The organism is Bacillus paramobilis (genome assembly GCF_038096195.1).
GTDB lineage: Bacteria > Bacillota > Bacilli > Bacillales > Bacillaceae_G > Bacillus_A > Bacillus_A mobilis.
Genome location: NZ_CP151108.1, coordinates 3,357,567 through 3,379,121 on the forward strand (window position 1 = coordinate 3,357,567; position 21,555 = coordinate 3,379,121).

The 21,555-nt window shown below is 34.0% G+C and carries 18 protein-coding genes; all 18 read right to left on the bottom strand.

Annotated features, from left to right (window positions below):
* Positions 1-29: 29 nt before the first annotated feature.
* Positions 30-1,259 (bottom strand): MFS transporter, encoded by a 1,230-nt coding sequence (locus tag AABL52_RS17190; RefSeq protein WP_000913350.1) that lies wholly within the window; start codon positions 1,257-1,259, stop codon positions 30-32.
* 237 nt (positions 1,260-1,496) lie between these two features.
* Positions 1,497-1,703 carry an alpha/beta-type small acid-soluble spore protein gene (locus tag AABL52_RS17195; protein ID WP_000113545.1) on the bottom strand — a complete coding sequence of 69 codons (207 nt, stop codon included), beginning with the start codon at positions 1,701-1,703 and terminating at the stop codon, positions 1,497-1,499.
* Positions 1,704-1,829: 126 nt separating this feature from the next.
* On the bottom strand, positions 1,830-2,672 hold the full coding sequence (locus AABL52_RS17200) for a sugar phosphate isomerase/epimerase family protein (protein WP_341518030.1): 843 nt from the start codon (positions 2,670-2,672) through the stop codon (positions 1,830-1,832).
* Positions 2,673-2,826: 154 nt separating this feature from the next.
* Positions 2,827-3,957 (bottom strand): RNA-guided endonuclease InsQ/TnpB family protein, encoded by a 1,131-nt coding sequence (locus AABL52_RS17205; protein WP_341518031.1) that lies wholly within the window; start codon positions 3,955-3,957, stop codon positions 2,827-2,829.
* A 644-nt stretch (positions 3,958-4,601) separates the two neighbouring features.
* The gene (locus AABL52_RS17210) at positions 4,602-5,606 is read right to left on the bottom strand and encodes a DUF6005 family protein (protein ID WP_341518032.1); all 1,005 of its coding nucleotides are present in this window, start codon (positions 5,604-5,606) and stop codon (positions 4,602-4,604) included.
* 44 nt (positions 5,607-5,650) lie between these two features.
* Entirely contained in the window at positions 5,651-5,905 is a 255-nt protein-coding gene (asbD, locus tag AABL52_RS17215; RefSeq protein ID WP_001250754.1) for a petrobactin biosynthesis protein AsbD, read from the bottom strand.
* Positions 5,902-7,140, bottom strand: a complete 1,239-nt coding sequence (locus AABL52_RS17220; RefSeq protein WP_341518033.1) for an AMP-binding protein — start codon at positions 7,138-7,140, stop codon at positions 5,902-5,904. Before AABL52_RS17220 ends, asbD begins: the two co-directional genes overlap by 4 nt.
* Entirely contained in the window at positions 7,127-8,965 is a 1,839-nt protein-coding gene (locus AABL52_RS17225; RefSeq protein ID WP_341518034.1) for an IucA/IucC family protein, read from the bottom strand. The genes AABL52_RS17220 and AABL52_RS17225 overlap by 14 nt, the downstream gene beginning before the upstream one ends.
* A 59-nt stretch (positions 8,966-9,024) precedes the next feature.
* Complete coding sequence (locus AABL52_RS17230; RefSeq protein ID WP_341518035.1) at positions 9,025-10,833, bottom strand: IucA/IucC family protein; 1,809 nt, start codon at positions 10,831-10,833, stop codon at positions 9,025-9,027.
* Positions 10,834-11,131: 298 nt separating this feature from the next.
* The gene (locus AABL52_RS17235; protein WP_002071419.1) at positions 11,132-11,680 is read right to left on the bottom strand and encodes a GNAT family N-acetyltransferase; all 549 of its coding nucleotides are present in this window, start codon (positions 11,678-11,680) and stop codon (positions 11,132-11,134) included.
* Positions 11,681-11,749: 69 nt separating this feature from the next.
* Positions 11,750-12,430 carry an MgtC/SapB family protein gene (locus tag AABL52_RS17240; RefSeq protein ID WP_000119503.1) on the bottom strand — a complete coding sequence of 227 codons (681 nt, stop codon included), beginning with the start codon at positions 12,428-12,430 and terminating at the stop codon, positions 11,750-11,752.
* A 159-nt stretch (positions 12,431-12,589) separates the two neighbouring features.
* Positions 12,590-13,246 (bottom strand): YkyA family protein, encoded by a 657-nt coding sequence (locus AABL52_RS17245; RefSeq protein ID WP_341518036.1) that lies wholly within the window; start codon positions 13,244-13,246, stop codon positions 12,590-12,592.
* Between the two features lie 14 nt (positions 13,247-13,260).
* Positions 13,261-14,082, bottom strand: coding sequence for a peptidoglycan-N-acetylglucosamine deacetylase (locus AABL52_RS17250; protein WP_000409392.1), 822 nt, complete (start codon positions 14,080-14,082; stop codon positions 13,261-13,263).
* 101 nt (positions 14,083-14,183) lie between these two features.
* The gene (locus AABL52_RS17255; RefSeq protein WP_098873312.1) at positions 14,184-15,545 is read right to left on the bottom strand and encodes a sensor histidine kinase; all 1,362 of its coding nucleotides are present in this window, start codon (positions 15,543-15,545) and stop codon (positions 14,184-14,186) included.
* Positions 15,542-16,231, bottom strand: a complete 690-nt coding sequence (locus tag AABL52_RS17260) for a response regulator transcription factor (protein WP_001142160.1) — start codon at positions 16,229-16,231, stop codon at positions 15,542-15,544. Before AABL52_RS17260 ends, AABL52_RS17255 begins: the two co-directional genes overlap by 4 nt.
* A gap of 13 nt (positions 16,232-16,244) precedes the next feature.
* Positions 16,245-17,492 (bottom strand): hypothetical protein, encoded by a 1,248-nt coding sequence (locus AABL52_RS17265; RefSeq protein ID WP_097843383.1) that lies wholly within the window; start codon positions 17,490-17,492, stop codon positions 16,245-16,247.
* A gap of 274 nt (positions 17,493-17,766) precedes the next feature.
* Positions 17,767-18,768 carry an LCP family protein gene (locus AABL52_RS17270; protein ID WP_000093639.1) on the bottom strand — a complete coding sequence of 334 codons (1,002 nt, stop codon included), beginning with the start codon at positions 18,766-18,768 and terminating at the stop codon, positions 17,767-17,769.
* Positions 18,769-19,051: 283 nt separating this feature from the next.
* Positions 19,052-21,355, bottom strand: a complete 2,304-nt coding sequence (locus tag AABL52_RS17275; protein WP_341518037.1) for a glycoside hydrolase — start codon at positions 21,353-21,355, stop codon at positions 19,052-19,054.
* Positions 21,356-21,555 lie beyond the last annotated feature (200 nt).

Below are 21,555 nucleotides of genomic sequence, written 5' to 3' on the forward strand. Positions count from 1 at the left end.
CATAAAATATCATGCAATTCTCTTACAAATTATGAAGTAGGTTCCGGTTCCTGTTTTACGTTCTTTTCCTCTTTTGCTGGTTTAATCCAAATGATCGCTATAACTGCACCAATACCAGCGAATATACTTGTTAAATAAAACACTTCATGGTCAGCACCTTTCATGAAAAAAGAGTATAGAGGTGGTCCAGCTGCTACACCGATAAATCGCATGGAACTATAAAATGACGTAACGGTCCCCCTTTGCTCCTTTTCAATCCCTTGTGTAATTAAAGCATCTAAGCATGGGAGTGCCATACCAATTCCGATTCCCATAATAACGAGACAAAGAAGTAGTAAATAGATTCCTTTTATAAATAAAGGAATAATGACTGAAGCAGAAGCCATTAAAAAACCAATATAAATACACTTCTTCATCACATTTTGATTATCTCCAATTTTTTTACCAGCCATATATGAACTAAGTGAGAGTACAAGTAACGGGATAGCAAGTACACACCCTTTCCATATACCATGAATGTCATACTTTGATTCCAGTATAGTCGACAAATAAAAGAGAATTCCGAATAAAATAAGCATAATAATTGCACCTAATACAAAAATGGCAATCAACCATCTTCCCTTTTCTCGAAACGTAGAGAGAATAGATTTTATAAACTCTTTAAGTGGTGGTACTTCTCCTTCTTGTTTCTTTGCCTTTACTAGAACAAGTAATAAAACAATTGATACTACACATAAAATTGGAATCGCCCAAAATGGTAAGAACCATACAATGGCAGCAAGAGCAGATCCTAAAATAGGGCTCAGCACTTTTCCAAATGTATTTGATGTTTCAATGATTCCTAAACCTGTACTAACTTGTTTTTCATCTTTGTATAAATCACCAACACACGGTATAACAACTGGCATTGCACCAGCAGCACCAATACCTTGAATCGCTCTACCAATCAATATCCAAGTGTAGGGATTATCAACTTTCCAAGATACCCAACCAGTTATCGCTCCTCCTATAGCCGCAATCAGCAAACTTGGAACCATTACCATCTTTCGTCCCCATCTATCTGATAAATAACCAGCAATCGGTATAAGTAAAATGGCTACAATAGAGTAAATTGTAATAATCATGGATACTTGAAATGATGAAATATGTAACTTCTTTTCGATAGTCGGTAGGATTGGAATGAGCATTGAATTCCCTAATGTCATAACAAGTGGAACTGATGCAAGCGCAATTAAACAACAGTTTTCTTTTTTTAACATGTTGGCTTCGGAACCCTTTCATCGTATATTTCTTACCATATAATAGCCCTGGTGGAACGTAATTTTTCATTCCACCAGGGCTATTACATCTTTACTACTTCCCATTTACAACAAAAGAAATTGGGGAAAATATAGTATAATTCCTATTCTTTGAATCCAACTCGCAATATATCCATACCAATTAATTGAAAAAAAAAGAAAGGAAGAATCCTTCCTTTCTCCTATAACCTTCTACAATTAGCGAGTATATCCGCCACCAAGTTGTTGTTCTGCCATCGCTACTAGACGTTTTGTAATTTCACCGCCTACAGAACCGTTTGCACGTGAAGAAGTGTCAGCTCCAAGTTGTACACCAAACTCTTGTGCAATTTCATATTTCATTTGATCTAAAGCTGCTTGTGCTCCATGTGATGCTAATTGATTAGAATTACGATTTCTAGCCATTACCAATCACCTCCTTATTTATATATAAATTGTGTTAAATTTTAATTTAAATACATGGTAATTTTTGGTTATTTGTATTTTTAAAAAAAGAGTCTCTACAATGAGAGACTCTTACATCATTTTATATTAAGAAGTTACTACTTCTAAATTTCTATTTATTAATACTTTCATTTCTTTTTTTAATATATCTTTCGCATGATGTCCAAACCATTCGAGTGAAGCGAAATGGTCAGTATCTCTCACTTCCTGAATAATCTCATCATAATTTACGACACCTTCAAATAATGGAACCATACCAATTCGACTTCCCGCTGCTGCATATACATTATTCGGCTCAAACACATGTAAATAATCTGCTGACGATATATTCTTAAAATGATAATGTTGTATCCACGGCTTTAGTCGCTGGAAGCTGTCTATTGGATTTGCTCCAGACTCCCATATATGAAGAAAATCCAGGTTTATTTTCAAATTCGGATGATCTACTTCTCCTAATAATTCCAAAGTAGAAGGCAGCGTATCCGTTAACGTATTTGGATGTGTTTCTAAAAGTACATACATATTATGCTGAGCAAATACTTCACAAATGATGCGAATACGATTCACATATTCTTTTCTCTCCTGTTCCGAGAAATCTTCGCTACCTTTTTGTCCAGCAAACGTACGAATTTTGTTCGTTTTAAACCAATTAGCTAGTATTGCAAGTTGTTCACATTTCTCTATCGTTTTTTCAAAATCTGCCGACAATGATATGTCTAAGTAATCACTTATCATTGTAATTTCCAAGTTTTTATTTTTTAAACAATTCAATTCTCGTTCTGTCGTTTCATATTCTTGCATATACAAATTTTGTGCATGTGTCCCCCACAATTCAATTCCTTCAAAGCCGTTTTCATATGCAAATTGAACAATATCAGTAAATGAAATTAATTGATGGCGAAAGGAAATAGTACATAATGAATATTTCATAGGTTCGAACTCCGATACGATAAACTTAACTAAATCTATACAATCCAATCAAATTTACACGAGTTAGTGCTTCATCGTGTTCTCGCAACCCCGAAGGGACGAGGGGTATAACACTCCACACGAGGCAGTATCGTTACCTCCTATTATCAAGCAATTATTTTACCCACCTTGATAAATTTATCGCAGCATTTACATCCCTATCGTGATGGCTATTGCATGAAGCACAACACCACTCACGTATTTTTAAACTCCACTGTCCTTCTGATTGAACTGAATGGTCGTATTTTACGCCGCAACATGAGCAAATCTTGCTTGAAGCGAACCATTTATCAGCTTTTACATACTCAATGCCATACTTCTCGCACTTGTATGATAAACATTGAAAGAAGAAGTTTAATTTTTGAAATGAAAATTCTTTCGATAGTTTTTTGTTTTTTAACAGGTTTGAGATAGATAAGTCTTCCACAACAATCCTCATTGGTTTGGTTTTCACCAATTTAGCTGTCGCTTGATGGATATGGTTATTTCGGATATTCGTAATTTTCCTAGATAACCGCAGGTGCTCAGCTTTCGCTTTTTCATATCCGGCAGATTGAATTTTTACACCTTTTTTAAATCTCCTAGACATATCTCTTTGTGCTGACTTTTTCCTTTTCAAAAGTTTTTTAACCTTGGCATCTTTGTTTATATTTCGTTCTTTCATACCATTAGAATCTACCAACAGCTCTTTTAAACCAACATCCACACCAATCGACTCATCGGTTAGTTCTTGTAATTCAAAGTCTTCTTGGAATCCTACACTAATCCACCAGTAACGACCGTCAAATGTAACTCTTGGATTGGATGGTTTTTTGTTTCTTGGTAGTTGTTGGCTTGTTTTCACTTCTCCAATAGACTGAATATGAACTACTTTCTTTCCTATAATCAGTCTTTCATAATTAGCATAAAATCCTTGGATTAAATCTTTTTTTGATTTATAAGAAGTGTGATAACCATTTTTGTACTTTTTGAACGAATGTTTCCTCGCCGTATCAAAATCTTTTGAAGCCTGTTTAAGAACTTGTGCATTGATGTCTTTTAACCACTCATATTTCTTTCGCTTCTTGATCTTTGTAAATCGTTTCTGTAAAGCTAACTGTGAAACAAATTTTCCAAATAGCTTATAGTATCTATCACTCATTCTTTTACAATAGTTATAAGCAAATCTTGCAGCACCAGCATGGTTTCTAAGCACTTTTTCTTGTTCAGGCGTTGGAATCAGTCTGACTTTCTTCGCCAATATCATCAGAATGTAACTCCTTTAATGAAAGATTTGTTCTTCTGAATCGTAGCGTGTTCCACCAGCATTCTCCTAAGACTACCAGGATACAAACCTGTTAATTCCGATACTTGACTAACTCGTGAAAATTTCATTATTATTCTCACCTCATCGAACCAAACGTAGCACGTACGTTCGATAAATTCAATAAAGTTTGATAGATTCAATAAAATTTATCTTGTTCAACTAAGGGCGCAATTCCTTAGCCAGTTCTCTTATGAACTTCTCATGTTTTCACATGAGCGCAGACTATATGTTTATCTCTTTAGAGATAGAGGATTTTTCCACCACCATAGGCTTGTGGTGTACTCTCGTCAGTTATACGAGATAGTCGTTGAACGTTCATCTTATCCATTTTGACTTAGATGATTCGAGGCGGAAGACCCATTGTTCTAATGTTTAGGATTTAACCTTGCATCATCTGATTGATTTTTTCTGCTTTCGCGACATTCACGCTCGCCATTTCTAGCCACGTTGTAGTTCAATCAGCTTTAGGGATTGCCCGCAGTTAACCCTCACTACTAGCCAATCACTTGACTAGCAGGGCTTACTGATATATTTAATTAACTTTCGTTATAATTGGTTAAATAAATCGTAACAGTTAGTTACCCTTATATTAAATTCAATGAACTTGCACTAGTTAAGACAGACTGATTTTTCTCCATTTTTCTCCATAACAAAAACTGTTTCTCTAGTTCACCCTTAATCTGCAGTTCAATTGCATTCATTTCATCCAACTTTTCAACAATTGCTAATAACATACCTTTATTATTCATCATTGCCATTTTAATTGCACGATACTGTACATTTGTAAATCCTTGTACAATATCTTCTACCCGATCACACCAATAATCAAACTCTTGCTCCGAATATTGCAACGTTTCACGGAAGTATGCAAAGGCATGTTCATAACTATATTTACGTATTGCAAGTACTGGTATTTGTTTGACTGCCGCTACAAGACTAGAAAGCGAATACCCTTCTACTTCATTTGCCATTTTTATAATTAAATTTTTCAGCTCCATAGTCAATTCATTATCGTTTCTTTTGAAAGTTTCTATGAAATAACTCGCTACCATTTCTTCTGTTGGCTCCTGAATTTTTTCTATATCAATGAAATACCCTCCGCCAAATGGGTTATCTCGAACAGAGTGAAGTACTTTTTCTCTTTCCATATTCCCTTCCCAGCGAAAATCAGGATCTAGCATGAACCATTCTTCTTCTTTCTCTGTCTTTGATATCATTAAGTAATGCGGAAACGGTTTTTGATGGAATTTATTTTCCCTCTCTGGCAATAGAGACATATCAACCATTACAATGACATAGCGATTCTCTGGCTTGTTTTCTACTAATTGTAAAAACGTTTCTACATTGCTATCCTTATCTTTTGCATAATCATACCATTCGTTCACTTTTATGCCATACAACTTTTCATACCATAATAAATAATTATCGTGGTTAATATTTTCGGAGTGATACGAAATAATGCCGCCTTCTGTTATATCAAAATCGCCGTCCCATAGTCCGAAATAAAAGGGACGAAAATCAATATCACTACGCCTTTTTATAATTTCGCAAAAACAACTCACTAAACAGTGCACTTTAATTGAAGTCATATTCTCATCCACTTTCCTAAAGGCTAATTATTCACATTTACTTCTTATACCGGTTGTAACTCCTCCATAAAATCAAGTAAAGATCCTACAGTAAGAAACGCTTTTGGGTCTACCTCATCCTCTGGAACGCATAGCTTTACATCCATTTCTATGTATACTATAAGCTGTAACATCATTACCGAATCTATATATAAATCTTGGTTCAAACGCATCGTTTCTTCTAAATGTGTTACATTTTTTAGTTCCATTTTTTCTATCATAATTTTCAAAATTTCATTTTTTAATGTTTCACGTCTCATGTTGTAACCTCTCCCATCTCTAGTAGCTTTCTACTTACTTTTCCAGTTTTATTTTTCGGAATCTCAGTTACACTTTCAATCTCATGTGGAACTTTATAAGATGGTAAATGCTGCATACACCATTCTCTTATTCGCACTGGATCAACATGGGAGATGACTTTCGCTTTAACAATTTCGCCCATCACGGGATGTTTCCCTCGATATACAATTGCCTCTTGAACACCTTCTAGTCGAAGCATTGTTTCTTCTACCTCTAAAGGAAAGACTTTTAATCCTGAAACGTTAATCACATCATCCATGCGCCCCATAAAATGAAGGCCTCGCTCCGTCTTATACCCCAAATCTTTCGTGAAAATTTCCTTATCGTTCATTTTCACTACGATTTCTTCAGGCATATTTTCATCTGAACCGATGCTTATACTCGCATGAGGTAGTGGCTTCCCTAAATCTAAATGGCTTTTCATATCATGACATATACTAATACAACCTGCTTCAGAACAACCATATTGCTGCATCATATATGTTGTCGTTTCTTTTAGTTTATAAAATAATGCTTCTGGCAAAGGTGCTCCAGATGTCATAATTTTATGAAACTGATACGTTCCTTGCGGGAAACTCCCCATAATATGTAACATAAGTGGTACTGCATATATGATATGTTTTTCTGTATGGCGAACGATATTTAATGCGAATTTAGGGTTTTTATTCGTAATGATGATAGGTTTACTTCCCCTTGTAATTGCAGATAACGTACCACATATTAGTCCGTATGAATGTGAAACAGGAGCCATAACGATCGGCACTTCATCTACTTCACAGTTTAAAGATTCATTATAAGCAGTAATTTCTGTATCCACTTCCGTCCATGCTCTACGAATCAGTTTTGGTTCTCCTGTTGTTCCAGAACTATATTGCAATAAAGAAGGCTCTTCTAATAAAGCGTTCACTACTTCTAATTTCGTAAAACCGCTATATTCTCCATATAAAATCCCAATACAATTTGCACGCTTTGCCATTTCAATAGCCGTTTCTTTTGGCGTATCTTCATGTATAAGTAAAACTGAGGCTTTCTTTTCTTTTAAGAAAAACACAAGCGTAATAATATCGAATGGATCTTTCAGACAAAGCGCAAACCTATTTCCTACTACTTCTTGAAATTGCTCCATTTCCTCATAAACTTGTAACCTCAAATCAAAATCACTTTTGCTATACTCTTCTTTATTAACGATTAGCATAATTTCCCCCTGTAACAACTGGATTTTGTTTGTTTAGTTGTCTTGCTCTATACAATGGATTTGGAACTTCATGAACGAGCGATTCCACATCCATATATAATCGACGCTTCGTTAATTGCTCAGCATAGAATGTAGGAGTGTATAGCTGAATACTTTCAAATCTATCTTTCAAGTGTGGATATTTTCTAAAATGATTTTCAATTTCTTCGACAACTATCATCCAAAAACTTTCTTCTTTCCAATCATATTCATCCGTAAGTACGAAAGCTAATTCTCCTACATTAAATAAGAACAGTGCATCTAATACCATCTCTTGTAAACATTCAATACGATCCATTTCAAAGAAATCATTCATTTTTCCATTCGCATACGTTTTATGCATTTTAGTAAAGTCCGGACATTTATTAACTTCTTTTAAGAATGGACGATAAAACTCAAGTCCTTCATGGAAATCCTTTAATGCAATACGGACAGGTAGCCCTTCTTTATGAACTAAAATCATATTTTGTCCGTGTGATTCTAACGTCATCCCATGCTCTACAACAAGATGTATAACTGGTATGATTGCTTTTCGAATCAGTAATCGTAGCCAATTTTCTATCCCATATTTGTTTAACCATGTATCAATAACTGGTGTACCATCTTTCTCTTTTGCATATAAGCCGTTAAAGGGAACCGCATCCTCTTGCTCATCTAAATGAAGATGAACACTTTCACGCCAAATGCATCCTAATGAACCATATGTGGCTTTCTTATTCGTATCATACGTTACACTCGAAAATTCTTTTAACAAAATGATGCGTGATTCATCCCTTAAATAAGAATCCCGACTTACGATATCACTTAACCAATTCGATATAGCTGGTGCACTCACAACTGAATATGGTTTCAGCGTACGGAGTGTTGAAGTGTTAAGTATGTTCAACGACAACTTTACATATGGTCTCTTTGGATGCGTAACATTTCTTAACGTCCTCATTGATTGTTGCGCGCAATAATCATCCGCTGATTGTCCTAAATAAATAATATTTTTATCCTGTATATGATCAGCGTAATTTTGAATGATGAAATTCTCCCATTGCCAAGGATGAACAGGTATAAACACGTACTGTTTTGGATTACATCCCGCACTGTGAATTCGTTCCATATACGTTTCTAATGTATGCGCGCCTATCTCACCTTTTAAAATATTGTCATAAACCACTTCATTTTCATAACCTGCAGCTGCATATTTCTTATGGGCTGCAATCCATATAAGTTTTATTGGCCTCATAAATTCATATCCATATTGAAAATTGTCGCGATATTGAAATCCAATGCGCGCTTTATAGCTAGGATGATATGGGTGACCGTCTATTAAATGGCTTTCAAAGTCATCGTATGATTTTTGAGTATATTTCACCTTATTATGTCTTTCATATTGTGCAACCGTGTCCTTAAATATCGTTTGTTCTAATTCGTGAATAAAAGAATCTAATTTCGTTTGTTCTACGTTAACAACTCGAAAAACTTCTTCTAAAAATTGCGAAACTGATTGTACTTCTTGTTTTTCCTCTTGAAATCTTACTATTAATGAATCTATAGAAATACGTCCAAATGTCATTCGTTCTCTTCCATAGCATTTATACGTGACACTTTTGTTCTCTTCATCAAGTCCTTGTATTATAAAGAGAATTTGTTCTTCACTTTCTATACGAACTGGCGTAATGATTCTCTCATAAATTAACGATTCTACTAATTGACGTAACACTCTTCTTCGCACTGAAATGTAATCTTCTGATTCAAGCGCCTTCAATATTTTCGTATGATACATGTCCACCCTCATAACCCCCTCCACCTTACGAGAAATACCATTATTTGTATTACGTGAAATTTTAACGTTATTTATGAACGAACAGCCACTTCTCTAACGAGCGGATTCTGTACCTGTACGTAAATTGCTTGTTCTAAAGGATTACTTAACTCATCGACATCAAAAAATCTCGTTAATAAATTGGCTTTACATGCCAACTTATCCTCTTCTAACAATTCTCTTAAAAAGGTAGAAGGCTCACGGTTATAAGGAAGGAACGACTCAAGTACAGATCTTAATTCAGAGAGAAGAATTTCCTCCTGAATTAATCCTGCTGTGCCAAAACCGTTAATGAGTCCAAACATATGATTAAAAATTAAGTAGTAACGAAATCTTTCATCTACAATATAATCGTCATATAAATTTCCAGTACGTTCTCCAATACCAGCTAACTCATTATTAAGCATCTCTTTCATTGAATTACAGAAATAAAACCCTTGATTATCACGGAAATAATATTTAACCGGATAACCGTCCTTTAGCTGAACAACACTATTTTGTTGATGAGCTTCTAATGCAACACCATAACGTAAATACATCCATACCATCGGCTTTAAAGAAATATTCATATATCGTCTGAACCACTCTAAACTGACTTCTTCGCAGCTTCTACTTTCTACATCTGCTAGTCGATGAATAATATTCGATAAACGAGTACGCTCTCCAGGTATAGCATCTTGAACTAGTCCAGCAATTAATGTAGCGTCATTTGCATGTTCTCTATAAAAAGGATTTTCTCGTATTATTACTTCAAATCCAGATTCTTCTGCTCCGTAATTTAATGTAATAAATGCTGGATCACAAATAAAATCAAAACCCGGAAACTTTTCTAGCACTTCACCAATCGCTGTATTTAGCATTTCCTTTCCTTCAAGACCACTTTCTAGTTCCTTCAATTTGTTAATGCGCATTGAATTTGTTACTTTTACTGGAAATGAAAACTTAAGCATATATTTTGAGTGGGGATGATATAACGTCCTAAGTGATGATGTTGCCATATAATACTTACCGGCCGGACCGATATATTCAAGTACTCCTTGATTTAACCAATCCTGTACGTAAGATTGGTGTAATAGCCATTCTGCCTGAAGGGGATGAATTGGAAGTAATGAATATTCATCTTCCTTACAATACTTCGATATAAATTCCTTACTCACCATCTCATCATTACGTAACTCTTCTTTTAGAATTACTGTTGCAGAATCAAATAATAATGATTTTTCATTTACTATACTTTTATGTGCTCTAAAATAATGAAGCTGACATTCTCCTTTTAATTCTGGAGAATACATTGCGTTTTTCCATTCCAAAATACCTTGTCTACTCTTTGGCGTTGGATGCGTTAAATGTCCAAATAATAAAGATTGCTCCGCCTCTATAAAGGATGTATGGAAACCGTATAATACAGATGTATCTTCTATTCTCTCTTTTATAAATTCCTCAATATTTTGACAACTACGTATAACTCGAAGCATAAGTTCGGCAGGATTCGTCCCTTCTCCGTAGTTGATAGACATCTCTTTTATTAAGAATGTAATAACTGTAACGTAATCTGCTTTTATAATATTCTTATTTTCTCCCATTTGATAATAAAATTGTTCTCCAAACAAGTGGCGATCTGTTGCTGATTTATATATAACTTCTCCATACAAAGTAACGTTCTGCGCCGATAGTCGGCAACATAAATATGTGGGGACTGTATCTCTATTCAACTTATTACTGAAGATACTTACTATTCTTTCATCCTCCGTAATCCATTCTCCACTCCCTGTTTCTCTTAAATAACAGTTTAAAAAGCTTTGTAATGTTGCATGTTCTGCGATTTGTTTCGCATGCTGCATGTTGGTCCTCCTCTTTATATTAACGCTATGAGAATTTCATATTACAATTGATAATTGAATATCGTTATCAACTATGATTCTAATTGATAATGATATTCAATTCAATAGTATATTTCAGAATTTTTTTATCTAATTTAATTTTCCTTATTTTCCCTCTTTTCTTTAATCTAGTTAAAAATACACGAAAAAAATTCTCACTTTCAAACTACATACTTACTTTTTTCATTAGTAATCCCCTTCAAAATAGTTAAACAAAAGAGGTATACCTTAATTGGTATACCTCTTTCAAACATAAAGTTTACATAATAATATTATTTATATCCCTCCAACAATATGCTGTCTCTTCTACCTGTACTCGCTCTAAAAATTTTGTATCAATTTTTTCTGGATTATATTTTTCATAAAACTTTTTAGAAGGATTATTCGTAACAACCCAAACTAAAAGTGATTGCATATCATTGTTTATACATTCCGATAATAAAGCTTGAAATAACTTTTGTCCTATTTTCATTCCTTGATACTCTTGTAAAAGGTAGATCGCATATAATTCCCCGTCACAATTATATGCACCACTTCTTTCAACTCCCCCGTCAATGAACCCAATTATTGTTCCATCTAACGTCTCTGCTACAAATCTATATGGGTATTTATCTTCTTGTTGAAAAATGGTTTCCCATTGTTTTTCTCGTTGCTCATATGTTATATTTTCTAAAATTTCGTCAGCAAATATCCCTTTATACGTTGTTTTCCAGCTATCAGCATGCACCTTTGCTATACCTGGTATATCATCTTTTATTGCTCTTCTAATATGTATTTCCATCATTTCTCCCCCTTGTTTACTCATCATTATATCAATTTATTCCCTTAAAAATCCAAATAAAAAAAGAGTGAATTCACTTCACTCTTTTTTTCACAATTATCTACTTTCCACTTCAACTGAAACTACTCGGTCAATCTCTTTTAGGGAACTATATAACTCTGTTGTATATAAATCCTCTGGAGCTAAAATAACCATCTCCAGTTGCTGAAATGCTCCACTATCTATATCTTTAATTTTCACTCGTTTCACATGCATACCTAAATTTTTGATTTGCTTAAATATACCATCTAACTCATGATGCTCTTTTACAGTAATTTTTATAGATAAATCCTTTTGTCTTAATGAATACGGACCTGCAATTTTCACAAGTTGTGGAAGTACGTTAATTGCTAAAATAATTAAAATCATAGCAACCGTCGCTTGTAAATAAAATCCCGCCCCAATTGCTATACCTAAAGCTGAAGCAGCCCACACCATAGAAGCTGTCGTTAATCCAGAAATAACGTCATTACTTCTTCGTAAAATAACACCTGCCCCAAGAAAACCAATCCCACTCACAATTTGAGCAGCTAGACGCATTGGATCCATATTTGTATGCCCTGGAACAGAATATACATGTACGGCTTCAATTGAAACCATCGTAATTAAACAACTTGCTACAGAAATAACCATACTTGTTTTCACACCAAGTGGTTTATTCTTTAGCTGCCTATCTATCCCGATGAATAATCCTAAAAAGAGTGCTAAACCTAATTTGAGTAAAAATTCATATGACATATTTCCATTCTCCTTACTTTACAATGTTTCCCTTGGAATAATTCACTATAACTCTTTTATGATATCAATTCCAGCCTTTTCTATTCATTTAACGTAAAAAGCCGAAAAAACATTTGTGACGATGTTTCTCCGGCTTTTTATTATGCTTAAGATTCTTCTTTATTTCTGATCTTTAATCTTAATCTCTGCATCTTTGTAGAATGCTAATTTACTGTCATTATACTCTTTTGTAAAATTGTTAAATTGCTCTTTTGATTTTTGTGCTTCCACAGTTGATTCATTAACAGCTTTAACTTTTTCACCAATCTCTTTTAATTTCGTTTCTTTTACTTTTAATTTTTCATACAGTTCTTTTTCAGTCGCTAACGCCTTCGTATAATTTTCATTCATCTTCTGGAATGCATCATAACGGTTTTTATACGACTCTTCTACTGCTTTCGCTTGTTTTTGTAACTTCTTATCTTCAAGCTTCTCTATATTTCCTTGCACAGATTTCGTTTCTTTCTGAGCTTTTTCTAGCATTTCTTTCTCAGTTTTTAATACTTTTTCACGGTCATCTACATTTGCAGTAGCTTGCTCTATCTTCTTCATAACAGCGTCATTATGATCTTTACCTTCTTGTAAAATTTGAGAATATAGCTCTTGACCTTCCTTCTCTAACTTCTCTAACTTCTTCGCTTCATCAACTAATGATTTTTCTTGTGTTGCCGCTGTTTCAAAAGCTGTATAAAGATTTTCTTCTGTTTTTTCACCGAAACAACCTGTTAATAGTCCTACTGATAGTGCTCCAACTACTGCTACTTTTCTATACTTCAACGTTCATTCCTCCATTACATACGGTTATCATGCCAGAAATTCACTGGGAAGTGACTCTCTTCATGATAAGCTTCAAACTCATAACCCTTTTCTTTTAACCCTTTTAAAATTGCTGGCACAGCAGCAACTGATTGTGGGTGAATGTCATGCATTAAAATAACTTCCTGTGGTTTTGTTGCATTTGTTATTACGTTTTGAGCAATTTGTGCTGCCGCTGCATCAACTTGCACTTTGTTATATTTCCAATCTAATGAATCAATTGTCCAATCCCATACTTTAAAACCGCCCTCTACCACTTTGTTTCGAAGACCTTCATTTAATCCAGGCATCGAACCGTATGGCGGACGTGTTAATTTAGGTGATTTTCCAATAATATTTGCGATTAAGCTTTGATCTTCTTTCATTTCATTTACATACTCGCCATTTTTATATAACTTTGCAAAATTATGTGTCATACTATGCATACCTACATAATGACCCTCTGCATTTTCACGTTTCACTAAATCCGGAAATTCTTTCACATTCGCTCCAATTAAAAAGAACGTCGCCTTCGCATCATGCTGTTTTAACATATTTAACAATTCAGCCGTATATTTCCCTGGGCCATCATCAAATGTAAGATAAGCAACTTTTCTTTCTTTCCCATTAAAACGACTTGGTGCCGTTTTATTCATTTCTACTTTCGGTTGTTCACTTGCAAGCTGTACTACGTTTTCTTGTTTTGCAACAGCCTTTGCTGGTGACGTAATGGATTGAAACATGAAATACCCAATAGCTACTGCTGCAATCGCTATTAAAACGACTACTACTCGTTTAATTTTAAAAGCTTTTTCCATTCTATCGAATTCCTCTCCCTATTAATCTTATATATAAATCACCCAATATAATTATACATCTATTTATTTTATTACACTATATAAACAGACCTATATATGTATTATAATGGGAGTTTTATCAAAATGGTTGTTCCTATTCCTTCTTTACTTATAAAACTAAGTGTACCTCCATGAAGCTCTACCATTTTTTTAACGATAGCTAAACCAAGACCGGCACCTGTAGCGTGGTTATTAATCTGGTAAAATGACTGTTCTATATATGGTAAATGCTCTTTAGCAATTCCAACCCCTTCGTCTTTCACCTTGATCACTGCTTGTCCTTCATTTTTAGTCGCTTCAATATATACTTTACCATTTTTATGTGAATATTTAATGGCATTTTGAACAATATTCAAGAAAACTTGCTTTAGCCTATTTCGATCTCCCATCAATTCAATTCGTTCTATAGTTTTAATGAATTGCATTTGCTTCTCTTCAGCATTAGGAGTTAATTGCCAAATCGTCTCCTCTAGTATATCGTATAATTGCACCTTTTGTTTATATAAATTGAAATGATTTGATTGTAATCTTGAAAAATCTAGCAATTCTTCTACTAAATGAATCAATCGGTCTGTTTCACCTGATATAATTCCCATGCCTTGCTTTATCTCTTCTTCCGTTAAATGATCTACCGTTTTTAACGTCTCACTCCAACCTTTAATTCCAGTTAAAGGCGTTCGTATTTCATGAGAAACCGAAGCAATGAATTCATTTTTCATCTGTTCCGCTTGTTCTATTTTATTAGACATATGATTTAAACTATGTGCCAGCTCACCTAATTCACCAGGATAATCCTCTTTAATTTTATTTTTCAACGTTCCTTCTGCGATTTGTGAGGATGCTTGAATGATAGATTCAATTGGCTCAACAAATGAATTGGCTAAGCGCCTGCTAATTAAGAATACAATGCCTGAAATAACAATACCTACAGAAATAGTAAACATAATGATTTCGATAATCTTTGCATTTACATTCGTTAAAACAGTCGTATATTTCAAAATACCTATCGTTTGTCCTTGATGAATAAGTGGACTAATCACTTCTAATTGTTTCACATTTTCTTTCGTAGTAGTCACTTGATGGTACATTTCTCCTTCTAGTAACGAATACGGAATAACTACTTTACCTTCTACCTTTTGTCCACTTGACGACTGAATAATTGTGCCATGGCGATCAATTAATTGTAATTCAGTTCCTTCTAACTGAAAGCTCTCAATTATATCCCCGCTGTATTCTTGCAAACGAATAAAGTATAGTGAATTGTATTCAGAGAAAAATCGTGTACTTGTCTTCGCATGAGATTCTATATATTGCACAATACCATTATAATAATATCGATAAATGGAGACTGAAAATACGACTTCAAATAATACAAGCATAAGTATAATGACCGTCATAAAATATAAAGTCACTTTTCTTTTCATCTTATGCTTTCCTTCCACACATATCCTTTTCCCCACACAGTAAGGATAAATTCAGGTTCTGATGGATTACATTCTATCTTTTGACGTAACCGTCTCATATTTACATCTACTACTTTCGTCTCACCTACATAATTCGTTCCCCAAATCATATTTAAAATTTCATCACGCGAAACCGGCTTTGAAGCCTGATTCATTAAATATTGTAATATCATATACTCTGTAGGGGTTAAATCGACTAATTGTCCACTTTTATATAATCTCTCTTCTATAACATTTAACGAAAACGGGCCAGATATGATCGTATTCGCTTTTTCATCATGTACTTCTATTCTTCTTAGTAACGATTGTATACGTGCAGTTAATTCCACTGGACTAAACGGCTTTGCGATATAATCATCTGCACCAATTCCTAGTCCTTGTACTTTATCTTCATTTTGTACGCGTGCGGTTAACATAATAATACCTATTTTTTTATTTTCTTCCCGGATGGATTTACAAACTTGAAAACCATCAATTCCTGGTAACATTACATCAAGCAATGCTACATCAACAGTATGTTCACATAAAATCTGTAACGCCTCTTCTCCCGTACTAGCTTCTAACACATAAAATCCAGCACGTTTCAAATTTAAGACGATAAAACTACGGATAGGCATTTCATCTTCTAAAACTAAAATTGTTGGCATAATTTCCACCTCCCTACTCTTGTTGATAATCCGCTAGCGGTTTTACATATGCTTTCACTTTTTCAAATTGTGGTTGTTTCGGTACGGCGTATACGTGAGAAGCCGTTTTCACTGCTGCCTCGTAACCTTTTATTTTGAACCATTCTTTCCGCTTAAATATATGGACTTCAAGCCATAGTTCATTTGTCGTAGTATCTATAAACTTTTGAACATCTGATGCTTCTCGCTGAACTGGGACAGTTATTTTTCCAATTAACGTTTGCGGGATTTTGACAAAATAACCTTTCTCTATATTTACATATCTTTCTTCTATCGGTTTAATTCCATCTTCACTCCACTGAATATAACGTTCAAACATCGTACTCTCTCCGTACGATACTTCTTCCCAACCTTTTGGACGCACTGTACGAACAAATTCAATAATGCCGTCTTCATTTATATCTTTGCTTTCGACTACATAATCATTGAATAAATCTTCTTTTCCATCTATAGGTAGTGGCTCATAATGACCTTTATCAAATTTTGCTACATATGTTATTCCTGAATGAGCGCCAACACCTGCGTCAATTACAACCGCCTTTAGTGATTTAGAAATGCGGCCCATTTGTATTCTTTGAATGCTATTTATAAATGGATCGAATGACGCTTCAGATAAAGTCTTAAATTGTTCCATGAACTCAACTGTCAATTTCTCATCCTTTTCATACGTAACAAGGCTTATATCTTTCAATCCATTTTTATTTAAATCCTCTATGAATAACTTCGTATAACTTCGATTATATATTTCCTTCATATCTTCATTTTCTTCTGAAAAAACATACATAACATGTTCTAACGATTCACGATTGACAGAAATTCCGATTAATAACTCTCGCTTCCCGTTCCCTGTAAAATCACCGACTTCAACGATATCTACATCTCCACCATCAAATCTATGTGTGGACTTTACTTTCCAGCCATTTCCGACTTCTTCATATACGGCTAAATATACGCTATGATCTTCATTCGGCAATTTATAAAACAAGATGGCTTCTTTCTTATTATCTTGTTTAAAATCCATTGACCAAATCATCTGTTTATCTTTATTAGACATTGGAGTAAGCAATCGATAATTAACAGGCAAATCTTTATCTACTTGCTCTTTTAGTTCATTAATCCATTTTTCATTGGCAGGAGCATCCATTAAACTTGTTGGAGCTTCAGACATTTTACATCCAGTCAACATAAAAATGATTCCCATAATGCCTATCCATTTCTGCATATGATATCTTTCCTTATTACAGATTTTCATTATTTTTCTTTACTTTTTGCTTCTCCAATATTCTCATACATATGAGTATAATTTTTCTAAAATAAAAAATCGTTACAGAAAAGTTACAAATCCATTCCGATGAACGAAACAAAAGAGTTCAACCTACCTTTTGACAGCAATTCATCTCCACCTGAATTGTTGGGTTTCACCCGTAACACAAATCAGATGGAGTCTTCTTTCCAAAAGGGATAAAAAAAGATTGGCAAAGGCCAATCTTTTTTTATTATTCATTTCGAACTGGTTTTGGTGTTACACCTAAATGCTCATTTAATTTTTTTGAAATATCTTTTACATTTTTTTCGTTTGGAATGTAATAATAAATACCTCCGATACGTTTATCCGTACCTTCTATTTGCATTTTTTCCATTTCTAAATTAGATCCTGCCATATTTTTTGTAATCGCAAGCATATCATCGAAAGTTAAGTTCGTTTTCATATTTTTATCAACCGCATCAAGTAAAGAACCCATTTTGCTAATTGATTGCACAGACATCGCTTTTTTTGCAATTGCTTCTATTACAAGTTGTTGTCTTTGTCCACGCATTGCGTCACTATCAATTTTACGCGTTCTTGCAAGTGCAAGTGCTTGTTCTCCATTTAAATGTTGGAAGCCTTTTTCTAAATGAATCATACCCGCTTGGTCTTTACTATCTTGCTCTGTGAAAGTAACAGGTACATCAATATCAATACCACCAAGTGAATCGACAATTTGTACGAATGATTCAAAGTTAAACTTCACATAATAATCAACAGGAACATTTAAAAATCTTTCCACTGTATCTCGTGTACTTTCAACACCACCAAATACGTGTGCATGTGTAATTTTATCTAATTTCTTTCTAGATGGAATATATACACGTGAATCACGCGGAATACTTACTAATTTAACTGATTTATCATCTTTATTAATTGTTGCTAATAAAAGTGCATCTGTGCGAACAGCTTCACCATATTGACTTTTTCGCATTTCACTACCATCTACACCCATAATTAAAATAGAGATGTTATCCTTTAAAGGCTCAACTTCTTTATCACGTTTTGATGATTTATCAATTTGTGCATACGCATCACTTACAACCGCTTTTGCTTTATTATATATTAATGATCCATATCCTACTCCTCCAAAAATAAGTAGGAAAAATGGAATTAAAATGAACCATTTTATTGACCTTCTTTTAGAACGTTTTTTATTGCTTCTCGTATTTTGTTCTAATTCAGAGCTCATCTTCATTCGCCTCTCTTTCTCTTTCCCTAGTATAATGTATGTCTAACAATCTTCATATTGAATTTCCTTTCAAACACCTTACATTTTTGTAAGGTTACATGATGAATCCAATATGTATTCCATTTCACATTATACTCTCGTGCTTATTTTTGGCAAGTCACTATTTTTCAACTTCAAAAATTTAACGCTTCGTAACATCCGAAATTACAGATTTATAAATTTATTCGTTTCGAACCCTTCAATTTTCACCTGAAAAATTAGTAATGCAACAATACATTTCATATTATCCCTCAAGCGGTGTATACATTGTTTTCTTCCCATGATTATATATAACAGCGGATTTTGCTTTTAGTTTCGCCTTATCTATTTCTATCTCTTCATTTGAGAAATTCACAATAACTTTAATATCTTTTCCATATGAGGCAGATTGGACTAATTTATCTTCTGACAAATATGCAAAATTCGTCATTTCTTCTTTTACTGCCTTTTTATGAACTTCATTCCAAACTTTCAGATGCTGCGTAATTTCTTGTTTATGCTTATTCCACTCTACTTCATCTAAATGGTACAACGGAGGAACATTATACAATAACTCATATAGCATACGGTTTCCTACCTCATCTTTTACTTTCAAGCTTCCCCATTCCCAGTGATGCGTTGTAATTACAGAATCGTTGTATACTAATTTATATAACGGTACCGAATATACTGGATTTAAATATACTTGTTTATATTCTTCTTTCAACGGTACTTGTTTTGCATATTTTTCTGGAACATTTTGATTCGGTGACCAATATCCACCCACATAATACGGACTTGTTTTATTTTTCCTCATATCTTCATCGTCCCATTTAATAACCGGCGTTTCAATGCCGTGAGCAAATGCAATCGTGCTACTTGCAAAGTCATTTCCGCCTTCTGAACCAACTACCATACCTTTTTCTTGTGCAATATAATCCATGCGTTGCAACCTTGCTTTTAAATCTTGTTCTTGTGTTGTTATATGTTTGGCCGAATAGTCATCATAAATTTCACCTGTCGCATCACAATCAATAAACCATGAATTATATTTAGGTCCATTTTGTAATATATCGTTCATTCGCTCTTTTACACTAGGAAGAGATAAAGTTGGATTTAATTTTCGCCCTCTACCTAAAAACCCTTGCACTTTTTCTCCATTGTTCTTCGTCACAGTTGCCTCTTCATATAACGATGGATCATGAAAAGAAGCTGTATTCCAATTTTTATCAGCCTTTTCGTGAATAGAATGGTAAGAATCATACGGACCAACTAAATATCCCATTTTCTTAGCTTCTGTCACGAAATCAGGCTGCATATACCCTTGTTCCCAGTTCGGTAACCCAATCCACGCATTGTCTATTCCTGCTGCTTTCATTTCCTTTATAATATCCGTTCCATCTGCCTTACCCCATTTACTTACTTCTTCAACCGCATCACCGAGCGCCGACTTTAATACATGCTTATTTAAGTTATATAACTCCATCTTCGATAACTGATCCACGCCTTTGTTTAATAACCCACTAGCCTTCTGATCAACTTTTGGGAAAATATCCTTTTTATACAATTCCTTCATTGATAATACTTCATTTACATAACGCAAAATAACATTTTTTTGGTACTGATCAATGAAATCTTGTTTACTTACTTGCTCAAATACATTCAATTCTCCAGGCTCCGAACTATTCTTTTGAATAAGCTCTTTTATATGGCTAAACACAGGACTATTTATTTTCTCTCTTATCTTTGGCCAATTTACGTTACTGTCAGACAAACCATTTTGATTCCAAAAATAAAAATGAGCCGCACCATAAAGTTTTTCAATCTCTTTATTTTTTCTAGCCTTTTCTTGTAATGTTTTAAATTCACCTTTTCTAGCAATAGTATCCTTATACAATTTAGCAATACTGACTGCATCATTATTTGTCACATATAATTGAAATCCATATGCTTTATTTTTATTTATACGCGGGAATTCATGTATAAAATCAAATCCTATTTTCGGATCCGAATGAAATTTCAATTCATTATTAAACATATTGTTCGCAATATATACAATGGAATATTTCGAACCATTTAACGCAAAAAACTTCATAGAAAATGATTCAACAAATGAATATGCATCATCCTTTAAAAACTTCTTCCAATTTTCATCATTACTCGGAATTTGCTTACCTTCCCATAACGGAAGTGTATAATTTTCAGCTTGTACTTTCGGCCACGTAAAGCTTTCTGCACCAGTCGATTCCACTTCAATATTTAAGTGATCTTTTTTCTTTTCTAGATTCACTTTTACTTTTTGATCTGGATATTCCCAAGATGTACGATCCTTGTCTTTTTTAACATTCGAAACCTTCATTTTCGGTAACGGCTGTGACGCCTGTTCCTTTACACCATCATGTTCTACAGTTAACATGAAAGTCTCTGGATTTACATCGTAAGTAAACTCTTTATACGTCGCTTTCTTTACTTCAGACTCTTGTACAGTCTTGTTACCTTTTACATCACACCCAACTAAAGTCGAAAATGACATAGTTGTAAGAAGACATATTGCTATCATTTTTTTCATCTTCTGCACCTCCACCACTGAATATACAGGGGCTTTGTTACAGAAATGTGGCAAAAAAATAGAACCAGCATAACGCTAGCTCTATTTTGAGTATTATAAATAAGTGTGTATGAACAACTATAATTTGCTTAAAGTATATGTAATACAATAACCGTGTTTTTTCATCCTCACTACTTATAAAAGCAAATAATTCATAACTT